Origin of the sequence: Saccharothrix violaceirubra, from assembly GCF_014203755.1 — a bacterium.
Classification (GTDB): domain Bacteria; phylum Actinomycetota; class Actinomycetes; order Mycobacteriales; family Pseudonocardiaceae; genus Actinosynnema; species Actinosynnema violaceirubrum.
Genome location: NZ_JACHJS010000001.1, coordinates 4,130,584 through 4,144,396, shown reverse-complemented (window position 1 = coordinate 4,144,396; position 13,813 = coordinate 4,130,584). Strand labels below are relative to the sequence as shown.

The following is a 13,813-nucleotide window of genomic DNA, read 5'->3' as shown; positions in this document are numbered from 1 at the left end:
CGCCCCGGCCCGCGCGACTGGGGTCCGAACGCATGTTTCGCGGTGTCTGAACGCACAACTCGCGGTGTCTGAACGCATGACTCGCGCGTTGGCCTACGCAGCGACCAGGTACGGACCCGACCCGCCCAGCGGGAGGAAGTAGACCGCGGGCACGAGATCCCGATCCGCGCGCCACCGGGCCGGAGCAGGGCCACGTCACCTGCCCCGTGTGCTCAACCGTAGGTGATCTCCGCGCCGGTGAACTCGAACTGGGCGTAGGTGAACCGGCCCTCGGGCAGGTGCCACACGGCGCACGCCCGACGTGGCCGCATGCGGTCGGCGACGAGCACCCAGCCGTCGACCGGCGTCGACCACGGCACCTTCGTCAGGCCCGTGGGAAGGTCGGCCCAGCGGTCGTCGGTCGAGACCTCGCGCGGTGCGCCCCGGTCGTCCACGGTGACGCGGGCGGTGACCGTCGTGTCGTGGTCGGTCAGCGTCACCTCGTACGCGTGGTCGTCCACGGCCGTCCACGCGACCGGCAGGCGCAACAGGGTCGACGGTGCGAACAGGATCGCGTCGTCGAGGTAGGTGACGAGTTCCGCCTGGTCCATTTCCGCGCCTCGGGCGTCGGCGACGGTGAAGACGCCCAGCGTGGTGGCGTGCATCCGGCCGTGCCCGTGGTCGTAGCCGTCCACGGCGTGGATCGGCAGCAGGTGCCCGGCCGTGAGGTGCAGGTGGAAGTCGCGGCTGATCTCCGGCGCCGTGTTGCGCTGGCGCAGGTGGCACGACGTCCAGCGGTCCGTCGGGCGGCGGCGGAACCAGCCGTGCGCGCGCATCTCGAAGAACGTGTCGATCGGCCGGCCGACGACTCCGGCGAAGCGCAGGTGGCGTCGTGCGGGTTCGGGCAGGTGGGCGAGGTCGCGGTCGGCGACGGCCGCGGCGGTCTGGATCATGACGAAGCACCTCCACGGCCAGCGTGCGCCGGCGGTGGGGTGCGTCGTCAGGTGCCGAGGTAACCGACCGGCCGGGACCTTCGGCGGTACCGGCCGGTGTCGGATGTCCTCAGTAGGTGATCAGCATGTAGAACGCGTCGCCCTCTAGCACGCGCATGTCGCGGCTGAACGACTTGAGCAGGGCCGTCACGGCCGCTTCCTGGCGTTCGTCGACCAGCTTGCGGCTGAAGTTGTTGCGTCCCGTCACCGCGCCTTCCCACGTGGACGACGGCGGGTAGGCGTCACACGCCTTGCCGGTCGGCTTCGGCAGGTTCGCCGGGCACGCCACGGCCTGGTTGCGATCCTGGAGCACGGTGTCGGTGAGCCGGTGCAGCGGCGAGCGGGTGAGCGGCGACCCGGGGATCCCGGTGCGCTGCGCGCCGAGGACGTGCGCGGCGACCTCGGAGTGCGGCCCGCTCAGCGACAGCGCGACGGTCGGCGGCAGGCCGGCGACGACGCAGCCGGCGCCCGCCTCGACGCGGTCGCACCGCACCTCGGGCGCGGTCACGACGGTGGGCGCGCTGGGCGTGAAGCCGGGCTTGCCGAACCGGTAGTTCAGCGAGCTGATCGCCCGGGTCTGCGTGCCGGGTGCCGGTTCGGACCGGAACGTGGCCTCGCCGCCGGGTGCGTACCCGGGCGCCACGGCCTGGCTGGGGAACGTCGTGCTCGTGACCGTGCAGGCGCCCGAGCAGGCCGCGCCGCCGGTCACGAAGAGGCCGGCGACGTCGCCCCAGGCCGCGTAGATGCCGATCTGGACCTGCTGGGCCCACGTGGTCCGGTTGGTGTCGGTCTGGAGCAGGTCGAACTGGTTGTAGTCGAACGAGCCGACCACGCGCGGCACGCCGTTGACCGGCCTGGTCACGAGCACCCGCCACGCGCTGATCCGGCACGACGTCGTGCGCGACGCCCACCAGCCGTCATAGGCGTGCTCATGGCACCAGGCCGGCAGCGTGCGGAGGGCCTGCGCGGACATCGAGGACTGGCCCCGGTCGAGCGGCTTGACGCACAACGGCGTCGCCTGGTCGCACGACGAGTCGGTGACGGCCGGGACGCCGATCTTGAACGGGACCTCGGCGGTCGGCGCGGCGGGTGCGAGCGGCGCGGCCTGCGCGACCCCTGGCAGTACGAACGCGGCCACGGCGGCCACGAGCACGACAACACTCTTACGCATCGTCTCTTCTTTCTCGGTTTTCGTCGGACGTGTTCCGCGGCACGCGCCCTCGACGTTCGGAGGCGGCGGGTCCGGAATCCCCGGGATTCAGGTGCGGCCATTTCACCGTGACGTGTCGCGCGATCCCGGTCAAGAAGTGTGATGAACAGTCCTGAAAAGCACTTTCACGGTCTTGCCAGTACTGTCGCGGCGGTATTGTCAAGAACGTGAACCGCGTCGCGGTCCGGTGAAATCCCGGTCTCGACGAAGGCGGTCCGCGATTCCTATCATCGGCCTCGCGGAACAATCGCTTCGTCGGGGTGGAAACGAATGCCGGAGTTCGGTGCCGATCGCACCGTGCCGATCGGATCGCTGGTGCTCGCCGGTTCGCCGAGGCTCGCGGGCGAGGACGACGCGCACGTGCGCGTGCTCGCCGACACCGACGCCGCGCTCCCGCCGATCCTGGCCCACCGCCCGTCCATGCGGGTGATCGACGGCCGCCACCGCGTGCGCGCCGCGCTCCTCAGGGGCGAGGAGGAGATCCGGGCGAGGTTCTTCGACGGGGACGACGCCGAGGCGTTCCTCCTGTCGGTCTCCGAGAACGTCGCCCACGGCCTCCCGCTGTCCCGCAGCGACCGGGCGGCGGCGGTCGAGCGGATCCTGCGGCACACCCCGGAGTGGTCGGACCGCGCGATCGCCGACGCCACCGGCCTGTCGGCCCGTACCGTGGCGGACATCCGCCGCCGTGCGACCGCGGGGACTCCGCAGTCGCACACCCGGATCGGGCGCGACGGTCGCCGCCGGCCGGTCGACCCGGCGGCGGGCCGCCGCCGGGTGGGCGAACTGCTCGCCGCCAACCCGGACGCGTCGTTGCGCGAGATCGCCCGTGCGGCGGGGGTCTCGCCGGGGACCGTGCGCAGCGTCAAGGAACGGCTCCGGGCCGCGCCGGAGGAGCCGCCGCCGGTGGCCGATCCGGGTGCGTTGATCTCACGCCTGCGCCAGGACCCGTCCGTCCGGTTCAACGAGGCGAACCGGGCGCTGCTGCGGCTGCTCGACGCCCACGCGTCGACCGATCACGCGTGGCCCCGGTTCGCCTCGCAACTGCCCGAGCACTGCACGGAGCTGGTGCGGACGTTGGCCCGGCGCTACGCCCACCGCTGGGCGGAACTGGCCGAGGAACTGGACCGCTGACCCGGCCCCACCGCGCGAGTTATACGTTCAGACACCACGAGTTGTGCGTTCGGACACCGCGAAATGTGCGTTCAGGCACCGCGGCACACGTCCAGCCGACAAGGGGCGGTCGGGAGCCGCCCGTGCACACAAGGGCAGGATGGGGCCACGAGACCGGGGGAGGTCCGGTCGGGAACCTAGGGGGGAACGGTGCCACAGCACCACACCGCGGCGGTCAACGGCATCGACGTGCACTACGTCGAGGAAGGCGAAGGGCCGCTCGTCCTGCTGCTGCACGGCTTTCCGGAGAGCTGGTACTCGTGGCGGCACCAGTTCGGTCCGCTCGCGGCGGCCGGGTACCGGGTCGTGGCGCCGGACCAGCGCGGGTACGGCGGGACCGACCGGCCCGCGGCCGTCGACGCCTACACGATGCCGCACCTGGTCGGCGACGTCGTCGGGTTGATCGGGGCGCTGGGGGAGCGGCAGGCCGTCGTCGTCGGCCACGACTGGGGTGCGCCCGTCGCCTGGCACACGGCGCTTTTCAGGCCCGATCTGGTCCGTGGTGTCGTGGGGCTGAGCGTGGCCCCGTCGCACCACATGCCGGTGCCGCCGTTGAGCCTCATGCGACAGCGGTTCGGGGACGACTTCTACCAGCTCTACTTCCAGGAGCCCGGCGTCGCGGACGCCGAACTGGCCGCCGACCCGCGTGCCACGTTCCGCAAGGTGCTCGTCGGCGGCTCGGCCACGGGCACACTCACCGGGCGCACGGCCGGCACCGGGTTCATCGGCGACCTGCCCGAGCCCGCGACGCTGCCGTCCTGGTTCACCGAGGCCGACGTCGAGGAGTACGCCACGCAGTACGGCGCGGCCGGGTTCACCGGCGGCCTGAACTGGTACCGCAACATCGACCGCAACTGGGAGCTGACCGCGCCGTGGCGGACCGCGCGGATCACGCCGCCCGCCGCCCTGATCGCCGGCGACCACGACCTGGTCCGCACCTTCTACCCGCCGGGCTTCCTGGACCAGCTCGCCGCGATCGTGCCGGACCTGCGCGCGGTCGTGGACGTGCCCGACTGCGGGCACTGGACGCAGCAGGAGCAGCCGGAACGGGTCAACGCCGCGCTCCTGGAGTTCCTGGCCGGGCTCGACTGAACCGGCGGACCGGCCGCCCGGCGGGCGGCCGGTCCCGTCAGGCGCGGGTGAGCGTGCGGCCGTTCTCGATCATGTCCTCGGCGAACGCGTCCAACGCGGCCGAGAACTCCATCCGGTCCGGTTCGTTCCAGTCGTGCAGGCGTTCCACCAGCCACAGGTGCCAGCCGGTCACCAGGCGTTCGAACAGCTCGGCGCCCCGCGGCGTGAACCGGTAGCGACCGGACTCCTCGGCCAGGTACCCGGCGTCGACGAGCTGACGCGCGGTCGGTTCGAAGATGCCCGCCGGCACGTCGGTGAACTCGGCGACGTGTTCCATCGTCGCGTACCCGCGGTCCGCGGCGGCCCGGTAGAAGTGACCGACCAACCAGCCCTGGGCGACCGAGATGTCGACGTTCGCGCGGGCCAGCACCTCGGGCACGGGGTCGGCGCCCAACGAGCCCACGACCTTGGCGACGAGCTTCTCCAACTCCTGGCGCGAACTCGCCGACGTGGGCGGCGCGAAGCTCTCGCCGACACCGCTGTTGCCGGTCGCCGCCGCCCGGGTCGTGTCCCGCAACGGCACCTCCTCCAGGAAGAACGCCACCACGAGCGCCACCAGGCCGATCGGCGCGGCCACCAGGAACATCGACTGGACGGTCTCGGCGTAGGCGTCGATCACGGGCGCGGCGACCTCGGGCGGCAGCGCGTGCACGCCCTGCGGGCTCCGCACGAGTCGCGGGTCGACTCCCGGCGGCAGCGCGGCGATCGCCGGCGCGAGCCGGTCGGGCAGGCTCCCGGCGTAGATCGTGCCGAACACCGCGACGCCGAACGAGCTGCCGATCGTGCGCAGGAAGCTGATGCCCGACGTGGCCACGCCCAGGTCGGCGTAGTTGGTCGTGCTCTGCACGACGATCATCGGCACCGGCATGCACAGGCCGATGCCCGCGCCGAGCACGACCATGAACACGCCCATCAGCCAGTAGCTCGTCGTGGCGTCCAAGCGGGACATCAGCAGCAGTCCGATCGCGAGCAGCACCGACCCCACGATCGGGAACACCCGGTACCGGCCGGTGCGGCTGATCACGTTGCCCGAGGCCAACGCCGTGCCCATCAGGCCGCCGATCAGCGGGAGCATCCACAGCCCCGACTCGGTCGCCGACTCGCCGCGCACGTACTGGAGGTACGTGGGCAGGTAGGTGATCCCGCCGAGCATGGCGAACCCCGCCACGAAACTGAGGATGCCCGACACGGTGAACACCCGGGACCGGAACAGGTGCATGGGCAGCATGGGTTCGGCCGCCCGGCGTTCCACGGCGACGAACGCGACCAGCAGCACCAGCGATCCGGCCGCCATCAGCAGGATGGTGGGCGAGAGCCAGTCGTACTCGGTGCCGCCCCACGTCGTGACCAGCGTCAGCCCGGTCGACGCCAGCGCGATGAGCGCGATGCCCGCGTAGTCGATCCGCGGCTTCTCCAGGGTCTTGATCGACGGCAGCGCGGCCAGCGCGACGGCGATCACCACGATGCCCAGCGGGATGTTGACGAAGAACGCCCACCGCCAGGTCAGGTGGTCCACGAACAACCCGCCGAGCAGCGGCCCGGCCACCGTGGCGACACCGAACACCGCGCCCGCCATGCCCTGGAACTTGCCGCGCTCCCGCAACGGGACCACGTCCGCGATGATCGCCATGGCGGTGACCATGAGACCGCCGCCGCCGAGCCCCTGGACGGCGCGGGCCGCGATGAGCGTGGACATCGAGTCCGCCCACCCGGCGAACAGCGAGCCGACCAGGAACAGCAGCACGCTCACGACGAACGTCTTCTTGCGCCCGTACAGGTCGCCGAACTTGCCGATCAGCACGGTCATGATCGTCTCGGCGAGCAGGTACGACGTGACGACCCAGGACAGGTGCGACCCGCCGCCGAGGTCGCTCACGATCGTGGGCAGCGCCGTGGCGACGATCGTCTGGTCCAAAGCGGACAGCAGCATCGCGGACATGATCGCCGCGACCACCAACCCCCGCGCCCGAGCGCCCGGTTCCCGCCGTTCGCCCACCTCTGTCGCGTCCACCGGGACTCCCTCGCCACGACATCGCAGTCGTCCCGAAAGTAACTTCCCGCCCGGAGCCCGGCACGCCGATCATGGCGTCGTTCGCACACCTGTTCGGGTACCGGTTTGGGTACGGTCGGATCGGTGTGCGGCGGACCGCTGGAGGGGGACAGAGCACGGTGACGGTGGCATACCGCGTTTTCGAGCTGGTCAAGAGGTTTCCCCGGCAGGCCGTTGCCGCGGTCGACGGGATGTCCTTCGAGATCGGCGAAGGGGAGATCTTCGGCCTGCTGGGCGACAACGGCGCCGGGAAGACCACGTTGGTGCGGCAGTTGACCGGGCTGACCCGGCCCACCTCCGGGACGGTCGAGCTGTTCGGGCACGACGTCGTGACCGATCCGGGGTTCGTGTCGACCGTCGTGGGCTACATGCCGCAGAGCGGCGCGGCGTTGAACCGGCTCACCGTCGGCGAGGCGTTGTACTTCGCGGGGCACCTGCGCGGGTTGTCGACGCGGGACGCCCGGCGGGAACGGGACGACCTGGTCGACCTGTGGCACCTGGGGCCGAGCCGGAACCGGGTGGCCGCCCTGCTGTCCGGCGGGCAACGGCGGCTGCTCCAGCTCGCCGTCGCGATGGCGGGCCGGGCGCCCGTGCTCATCCTGGACGAACCGACCAACGACCTCGACCCGGTCAACCGCAAGCACGTCTGGGACGTGCTGCGGGACTGGAACAAGCGGCTGGGGACCACGATCGTCCTGGTCACACACGACGCCGTCGAGGCGGAGAAGGCCATCCAGCGGGTCGGAATCGTCCAAAAAGGACGATTCACCGCGCTGGGCACGCCCGCCGAGCTGAAGGCCGGGATCGCGCTCAAGCTGAAGGTGGAGCTGTCGTTCCCGCCCGACCTCCCGCCGTCGTTGCCCGTCGGCGTCGTGCCCCAGGAGAAAGACTCGGGCACGTGGCATCTCGTGTTGGACCGGCGGGAGGCGGCGGAACTGCTGGCCGTGCTCGACCTCGGGCGCGTCTCCGACATCCGGCTGACCTCGACCACGTTAGAGGACCTCTACCTCCACTATGCCTCGTAGACTCGAGCGGCCCGCGACGCGGACGCAGTTCGTCGCCCTGTTCCTGCTCCAGCTCTCCAACTTCCGGTGGTCGTGGCGCGGCATGCTGATCACCGGCATGATCGCGCCGCTGCTGACGGTCGCGTCGCTGGGCGCGTTCGCCGAGGACCCGGCGAACCTGTCGTACGTGCTGTGCGGCAGCATCGTGCTGTCGCTGATGTTCCAGAACCAGAACAACGTGGCCGGCAACTTCGCCTACATGAAGGCCATGGGCACGTTGGACTTCTTCGCCACGCTGCCCATCCACCGGTCACTGGTGGTCGTGGCGACGGTGCTGGCGTTCTTCCTGCTGTCGGTGCCCTCGCTGATCGTCACGACCGTGCTGGGCGTGGTGATCCTCGGCGTCGGCGTGCACCTGAGCTGGTGGGCGATCCTGGTCGTGCCGCTGTGCGTGCTGCCGTTGGCCGGCATCGGCGCGTTCGTGGGCGTGCAGGCGCGTACGCCCGAGGCCGCGGGCGCGACGAGCATCCTGCTCACGTTCCTGCTGCTGTTCTTCGGGCCGGTGATCGTGCCGCCGGACCGGCTGCCGGACTGGTCGCTCGCGCTCGGCCACGTCAGCCCCACCACGTACGCGTCGTCCGCGGTCCGCCAGGTGGTGGTGGGTCCGGTGACCGGACGGCTGTGGCTCGACCTCGGCGTGCTGGTGCTCGTGACGGCCGTGACGCTGTGGGGCGTCGGCCACCGGATGCCGTGGCACCAGCGGTGATCGACGCGCCTTGACGATCATGCCCGGCGCCGCCGGAGCGCGGGATGATGCGGGGCATGACGACCTTCCAGGAAGCCCGCGACCGATCGCCGGTGTCGGTCGGCGTGTACGTGGACTTCGAGAACCTGGTGTGCGGCGCGGGCCGGCGGGTGGACCCGGTGCCGTACGCGGCGATCACGCGGTTATGCCGCGACTACGGCAACGCGGTCATCCGCCGCGCGTACGCCGACTGGGCCAACCCCCAGTTCGGGCGCCACCAGGAAGACCTGGCGATGAACGGCGTCGACCTGATCCAGGTCGTCCGGTTCGGCGCGGTGCGCAAGAACGCGGCCGACATCCGGATGGCCGTCGACGCCATGGAAACCCTGATCACCCATCCCGAGGTGGGCGTGTTCGTGCTCGTGGCGGGCGACGGCGACTACACGCCGCTGGTGCAGCGGCTGCGCGAGTTCGGCAAGCACGTCGTGGGCGTGGGCACCGAGGCCAACGCCAGCCCGCGCCTGGTGTCGGTGTGCTCGGAGTACAAGTACTGGGGCACGCTCGTCGCCCAGGTGGCGCCGGACTCCGCCGACGACCCGACCGCCGAGTTCGACATCGAGTCCGCCGAGGCCCTGCTGGTGACGGCCATGGAGCAGGCCGCGGTGTCCACCCCGACGGCCGGGTGGGTGAAGAGCAAGATGACCACGCTCGACCCGGCGTTCGACGAGCGCAACTACGGCTGCCGCAGCTTCCGCGACTTCCTGGGCCGGTTGGGGCACCGGGTGGCGGCGGTCGGTACGTCCGGTGGCGACATCACGCTGATGCTGACCGACCCGCCGTCCTAGCGGTCGCCCGACCAGACCACGCCGTCCGTGAACCCGCCGCGTTCGGCGGCTTTGCGCACCCGCAACTCCTCGATGTGCTCGAACGGCAGTCCGAGTCGTGCGGCGATCGCGTGTACGACCTCCAGCACGTCGGCGAGTTCGCCGGGGACGTCCGCGTCGTCGGCGCGGAACCGGTGTCCTATTCTCCGTCCAGTTCGGATCCGTGTCGTCCGGGAATTTTTCCCGGCGTGCCGTGTCCGGATATTCCGACGGGCCGCACAATTGCGGGCGTAGGCGCTGCGACAATCGGGTCGAGTTTCCCGGGAGCGTCCTGCGGTGGCCGGGCCATGCGCTAGATCTAGCCTTGCCGGCGGCCCGTCGGGCCGGAAACGACACCGGGGAGGGAGTCATGACCAGTGCCGTCCAGTGCGCGGGCGCGGATTTCTGCGAAGAGATCTCGGGTGCCGCCGACACGGCATTCGCCCGTTTCTACGAGGGCGATCCGCCGTCCCGCCGCGTCTATTCGACGCCGGATTTCGAGCTGCTCGTCGACATGTCCCCGCTGACGGTCGGCCACCTCCTGCTGCTGCCCCGTGCGCACCACCTGTCGTTCGCGCGGGTACTGGCCGCGCATCCGGACGAGACCGAACTCCTCGTGGAGCGGATCACGGCCCTGTACGCGGAGACGTCCCGGGAGCCCTTGGTTCCGGAGCACGGCTCGGGCGTCGACCAGGAGAGCCATGCGTGCATGACGCACGCGCGTCTGCACTTCCTCCCGGTGGACGGCGGCGTCGTGGACGCCATGCTCGCCGGTGACGGCCTGAGGTATCGGGACCTGCCTTCGCTCGGCGCGTTGGCGCGTCCGCCCTGGCTGGAATCGGCCTATTTCCTGCGGCTGTTCGACGGGCGGTGCCGGGTCTATGTGCCGAGTGCGGCGCAGAAACGGCAGTATCTCCGATCGTTGGCCGGTGCCGCGTTGTCGATTCGGGACCCGGAATGGGACTACGCGGTGGTGGTGCGCAAAGACGACCTGCGCACGACGATGCGGCGCGTCGCCGACTGGCCGGACCGGCTCGCCCGCGCGGGCGGATGGGGCCGGTCCGATGCCCGGTGACGTGGTGTTCTCCGACGAGCCGACGAGACTCGCCGACACCGTCGTCCCGCTGGCCGGACACCAGTCCGACGAGTGCATCTGAGCGCGGAAGCCTGGTTCAGGCACCCCACCGGTCCGGATCGGTGCCCGGCAGCACGTGGCGCACCCCGCCCCGGGGGTCCGCGACGTCGCCCGTGTACCGGGGGATCAGGTGGATGTGCACGTGGTCCACGGTTCGTCCGGCGGCGCGGCCTTCGTTGATCCCGATCGTGTACCCGTCCGGGTGGAACTCTTCGTCGAGCATCCGTCGTGCCTTCTTGACGAGTTCGTGCGTTTCGGCGGCCTCTTCGGGCGTCAGGTCGAAATACGACTCCACATGTCGGAGCGGCACCACCTCGACATGCCCTTTCGCCGCGGGGTAGTTGTCCCGCCGCACGTACACGAGATCACCCTCGACCAGCACTTCGTTGCTCTCCGGGTCGTCGGGTCGGCAGAACAGACAACCGGAATGCGGGGTCGGGCGGGACGTCACGGCCTTCGGATACCTCACGGGACGGTCACGCCGCGACTGCGGCACACCGCGATCATGCGTTTGACGACCTGGCGCAGGGTGAGCGACGTGGTGTCGATCGTGACGGCGTCGGCGGCGGGTTCGAGAGGGGACGCGGAGCGGGTCATGTCCGCCCGGTCGCGCCTGATCACGTCCGCCGGCACCTGTTCGTACGTGTCGCGCCGTTCCTGCGCGACCCGCCTGGTCGCCCTGACCTCGGGCGTCGCGGTGAGGTAGAACTTGACCGGCGCGGCGGGGAAGATCGCGGTGCCGATGTCCCGTCCCTCGATCACGCACTTCTTCCTCGTGCGGGCCCAGAGCCGGACGAGCGCGGTGACCCGGTCCCGCAACCCGGCGATGCCGGCCACGGCGGAGACCGCGCCGGTGACCGCGGCCGACCGCAGTTCGCGGCCCGGGTACCGGTCGGAGGTGAGCAGACCGCGGGTCCGGTTTTCGTCGAGCAGTTCGTCGCACAACGCGGCCAGTGCGGCGGGTCGGTCGGTATTCCGCGTCGCAACGCTTCGAACGCGAGGATCCGGTAGGTCCGACCGCTTTCGAGGTATTCGAGACCGAAGGTGTCGGCGAGCACCAGGCTGCTGGTGGTCTTTCCGGCGGCGGCGGGTCCGTCGACCGCCACGATCACCGGGGCCTCGATATGATGTGACATGGATTTCCCTTGCGAAGTCAACGATTTTCATCCGATTCGGAACCGAAGCGGAGACAGTACCAGCGTGCCCGTTGTCGCACTGTTGCGGACCGTGAATCGAGTGCCTCGATTTCGCCGGACAGTCGGCCTCGTCACCCGTCCGGGGAGACTCGGGTCTCTCCGCATGCGACCCGGTCCATTGAGGGGTGCTCGCTTCCTCGGGTCGCCGTCGGCCGGAAGCGTGTCGGACGTCGGCGGGTCCGGAATCTCGCGGAATTATATCGACGGCCGCGATGTTGCCATTCCGGGTGGAATTATCGGGGTGGTCGGTCCACGGTTTGTAACCGAATGGTCGCCGTTTGTCGAACAAATGTGGCGCGAATGTCGTTCCCCGGATTTCCGGGCCGTTGCCTGGCATGCTTGCAGCATGTCAGGAGGCCCGTGCGGAGGCGGGACTCCCGAATCCGACCTGTATGGGACGCGCGGCCCGCCGCCGCGCCGTGGACCTACGCCAGGGGGCGATTGCATGACAGAAACAGTCGATCGTTCGGTTTCCGTCGCCGCGGGGCCGACGTTCGGATTGGAGAAGTTCCGCGACCCGCTCCGCATTCCGCCGGTCATCCGGCCGCATTTGTCGTGGCACCAGGACACCCTGAACGTCACGATGATCCGCACCGAGGTCCGGCTGCACTCGCAGTTGCCGCCGACCACTGTCTGGGCCTACGACGGCCACTTCCCGGGACCGACGATCGACGTCCGCAGCGGTCGCCGGTTGCGCATCACCTGGACCAACGAGATCGAGGGGAAGATCCCGCTGATCGGGGTCCAGGCGCCGATCACCTCCGCACCGCAGAACGCGCCCGGCTTCCGCAACCCGGACGGCACGCTGCCCGCCGGCGTCACGCTCATCGACGGCGTCGCCGACCTGCCGTCGTGGGGCGTCGTGCACCTGCACGGCGCGCGCACCGGCGGCGGCAACGACGGCTGGGCGCACAACGCCCTGCTCAAAGGGGATTCGCAACTCGCCGAGTATCCGAATGCCCAACCGGCCACAACCCTGTGGTACCACGACCACGCGATGGCAATTACCCGTTTCAACGTCGCCGCCGGCCTGGCCGGCATGTACCTGATCCGGGACCGGGAGGAGGCGTCCCTGCGGCTGCCGTCCGGCGAGCACGAGATCCCGCTGATCATCGCCGACCGCAACCTCGACACGGACGCGGACGGCGACCTCACCGGCCAGTTGCTCTACAAGGTCCCGTTCCTCACCACGGCCTCGGGCCAGGTGTTGCACATCCCGTTCAGCGGCCCGTTCACACTGGTCAACGGCGTCATCTGGCCGCACCTGGACGTCGAGGCCCGCTGGTACCGGTTCCGGGTGGTCAACACGTCCAACGCCCGGTTCTACCGGCTGCGCCTGGTCGACGAGGACACCGGCGAGTCGCTGGACCGGCACGTCCGGCAGATCGGCACGGACAGCGGTCTCCTGCCCCGACCCGCCGCCCTGCCCACCGGCGGCCTGCTCATGGCACCGGCCGAACGCGCCGACCTGCTGATCGACTTCGCCCGCCTGCGCGGCCGTCGGCTCAAGCTCACCAACGCCCAGCCCAACGCCGCACCCGAGCCCGACATCATGCAGTTCCGCGTGGAGGACCGGGAACGCCGCGACCGGTTCCGGCTGCCGACCACGTTGTCGCCGTCGTACGTGCGGCTGCACCACGGCACGACCGTGCCCGACGACCACGACCACATCTTCATCGCGCTCGTCCCGCCGGGCACCGGCGGCGAGGGACACCCGGGCATGTGGGAACTGGTCGAGGTGACCGACCCGGAGCGGATCCCGACCACGCTGCCCGCCCCGGGCATCCTCCAGATCACCGACCCGAACTCCGGGCGGGTGCGCACGTTCGAGCGCGTCGCGAGCCTGTTCGACGACACCACGAGCGTGTTCATCGACCACGATCGCTGGGCGGTGTGGAACTTCCTCCAGTTGGGCGGCCCGGCCCACCCGATGCACGTCCACCTGGCCCGGTTCCAGGCGCTCACCCGGACCGCGTACCCGATCGACCCGGCCACCGGCGCGGCGCCGGGCTTCGACGTCGCGGTCGGCGGCACGACCACGCCCCTGCCGGTCCCCGGTCCGGGCCGCGCGCTCGACCCGCAGGAGGAGGGCTGGAAGGACACCTACGTCGTGGGTGCGGGGGAGTGGCTCACGATCGCCGGCCGCTTCGACGGCGCGACCGGGAACTTCATGTACCACTGCCACATCCTCGACCACGAGGACGAGGGCATGATGCGCCCGTTCGTGGTCATGCCGCGTGAGGCCGCGCGCTTCCACGTGCACCGCTTCGGCGGCGGCCACCACCACGGCGAGGTCGCCGAGGACACCCGCAGCAGCGGGAACCCGCTGTAGGGAAAC

General features: G+C 70.5%; 13 protein-coding genes and 1 pseudogene. 7 read left to right on the top strand and 7 right to left on the bottom strand.

The window, feature by feature from the left end; all coding sequences use genetic code 11:
- Positions 1 to 212: 212 nt before the first annotated feature.
- Together F4559_RS19160 and F4559_RS19155 are read right to left on the bottom strand one after the other, a co-directional pair.
- Positions 213 to 932, bottom strand: a complete 720-nt coding sequence (locus tag F4559_RS19160; RefSeq protein ID WP_184670574.1) for a DUF6544 family protein — start codon at positions 930 to 932, stop codon at positions 213 to 215.
- Positions 933 to 1,041: 109 nt separating this feature from the next.
- On the bottom strand, positions 1,042 to 2,142 hold the full coding sequence (locus F4559_RS19155; protein WP_184670572.1) for a hypothetical protein: 1,101 nt from the start codon (positions 2,140 to 2,142) through the stop codon (positions 1,042 to 1,044).
- A gap of 309 nt (positions 2,143 to 2,451) precedes the next feature.
- Between F4559_RS19155 and F4559_RS19150 the strand changes: the two genes are divergently transcribed.
- Both F4559_RS19150 and F4559_RS19145 read left to right on the top strand, forming a co-directional pair.
- Positions 2,452 to 3,312: a ParB/RepB/Spo0J family partition protein gene (locus tag F4559_RS19150; protein WP_221447291.1), complete on the top strand. Its 861-nt coding sequence runs from the start codon at positions 2,452 to 2,454 to the stop codon at positions 3,310 to 3,312.
- A 189-nt stretch (positions 3,313 to 3,501) separates the two neighbouring features.
- Positions 3,502 to 4,443: an alpha/beta fold hydrolase gene (locus tag F4559_RS19145; protein ID WP_184670570.1), complete on the top strand. Its 942-nt coding sequence runs from the start codon at positions 3,502 to 3,504 to the stop codon at positions 4,441 to 4,443.
- Between the two features lie 37 nt (positions 4,444 to 4,480).
- On the opposite strand, the gene F4559_RS19140 is transcribed toward F4559_RS19145, so the two are convergent.
- Positions 4,481 to 6,421 (bottom strand): MDR family MFS transporter, encoded by a 1,941-nt coding sequence (locus F4559_RS19140; protein ID WP_184675965.1) that lies wholly within the window; start codon positions 6,419 to 6,421, stop codon positions 4,481 to 4,483.
- Between the two features lie 236 nt (positions 6,422 to 6,657).
- On the opposite strand from F4559_RS19140, the gene F4559_RS19135 reads away from it, so the two are divergent.
- Genes F4559_RS19135 through F4559_RS19125 form a run of 3 tightly spaced genes read left to right on the top strand, consistent with a single transcriptional unit; the run spans position 6,658 to position 9,126 of the window.
- Positions 6,658 to 7,557 (top strand): ABC transporter ATP-binding protein, encoded by a 900-nt coding sequence (locus F4559_RS19135; RefSeq protein WP_221447290.1) that lies wholly within the window; start codon positions 6,658 to 6,660, stop codon positions 7,555 to 7,557.
- Complete coding sequence (locus tag F4559_RS19130) at positions 7,547 to 8,302, top strand: ABC transporter permease (RefSeq protein ID WP_184670566.1); 756 nt, start codon at positions 7,547 to 7,549, stop codon at positions 8,300 to 8,302. Before F4559_RS19135 ends, F4559_RS19130 begins: the two co-directional genes overlap by 11 nt.
- Before the next feature lie 56 nt (positions 8,303 to 8,358).
- Entirely contained in the window at positions 8,359 to 9,126 is a 768-nt protein-coding gene (locus tag F4559_RS19125) for an NYN domain-containing protein (RefSeq protein ID WP_184670564.1), read from the top strand.
- Here F4559_RS19125 and F4559_RS36025 read toward each other — a convergent pair.
- Positions 9,123 to 9,254, bottom strand: a complete 132-nt coding sequence (locus tag F4559_RS36025; RefSeq protein WP_281386334.1) for a hypothetical protein — start codon at positions 9,252 to 9,254, stop codon at positions 9,123 to 9,125. The genes F4559_RS19125 and F4559_RS36025 overlap by 4 nt on opposite strands.
- Positions 9,255 to 9,514: 260 nt before the next feature.
- Here F4559_RS36025 and F4559_RS19120 point away from each other — a divergent pair, with 260 nt between their 5' ends.
- Positions 9,515 to 10,219 carry an HIT family protein gene (locus tag F4559_RS19120; RefSeq protein WP_184670562.1) on the top strand — a complete coding sequence of 235 codons (705 nt, stop codon included), beginning with the start codon at positions 9,515 to 9,517 and terminating at the stop codon, positions 10,217 to 10,219.
- Positions 10,220 to 10,316: 97 nt separating this feature from the next.
- On the opposite strand, the gene F4559_RS19115 is transcribed toward F4559_RS19120, so the two are convergent.
- From F4559_RS19115 to F4559_RS36790, 3 genes and pseudogenes are all read right to left on the bottom strand, one after another.
- Complete coding sequence (locus F4559_RS19115; RefSeq protein WP_312865722.1) at positions 10,317 to 10,748, bottom strand: HIT family protein; 432 nt, start codon at positions 10,746 to 10,748, stop codon at positions 10,317 to 10,319.
- Positions 10,745 to 11,224 carry a (d)CMP kinase gene (locus F4559_RS19110; RefSeq protein WP_184670560.1) on the bottom strand — a complete coding sequence of 160 codons (480 nt, stop codon included), beginning with the start codon at positions 11,222 to 11,224 and terminating at the stop codon, positions 10,745 to 10,747. The genes F4559_RS19115 and F4559_RS19110 overlap by 4 nt, the downstream gene beginning before the upstream one ends.
- Positions 11,225 to 11,259: 35 nt before the next feature.
- Positions 11,260 to 11,415, bottom strand: a pseudogene (locus tag F4559_RS36790) ((d)CMP kinase); the annotation flags it as partial.
- 505 nt (positions 11,416 to 11,920) lie between these two features.
- Here F4559_RS36790 and F4559_RS19105 point away from each other — a divergent pair.
- Entirely contained in the window at positions 11,921 to 13,807 is a 1,887-nt protein-coding gene (locus F4559_RS19105; RefSeq protein ID WP_184670558.1) for a multicopper oxidase family protein, read from the top strand.
- Positions 13,808 to 13,813: the final 6 nt, after the last annotated feature.

Bases quoted from the DNA above. Each gene is read 5' to 3' on its own strand.
- F4559_RS19120 (WP_184670562.1), top strand. From the start codon at position 9,515: ATGACCAGTGCCGTCCAGTGCGCGGGCGCGGATTTCTGCGAAGAGATC.
- F4559_RS19105 (WP_184670558.1), top strand. From the start codon at position 11,921: ATGACAGAAACAGTCGATCGTTCGGTTTCCGTCGCCGCGGGGCCGACG.
- F4559_RS19130 (WP_184670566.1), top strand. From the start codon at position 7,547: ATGCCTCGTAGACTCGAGCGGCCCGCGACGCGGACGCAGTTCGTCGCC.
- F4559_RS19150 (WP_221447291.1), top strand. From the start codon at position 2,452: ATGCCGGAGTTCGGTGCCGATCGCACCGTGCCGATCGGATCGCTGGTG.
- F4559_RS19125 (WP_184670564.1), top strand. From the start codon at position 8,359: ATGACGACCTTCCAGGAAGCCCGCGACCGATCGCCGGTGTCGGTCGGC.
- F4559_RS19155 (WP_184670572.1), bottom strand. From the start codon at position 2,142: ATGCGTAAGAGTGTTGTCGTGCTCGTGGCCGCCGTGGCCGCGTTCGTA.
- F4559_RS19160 (WP_184670574.1), bottom strand. From the start codon at position 932: ATGATCCAGACCGCCGCGGCCGTCGCCGACCGCGACCTCGCCCACCTG.
- F4559_RS19140 (WP_184675965.1), bottom strand. From the start codon at position 6,421: ATGTCCGCGATGCTGCTGTCCGCTTTGGACCAGACGATCGTCGCCACG.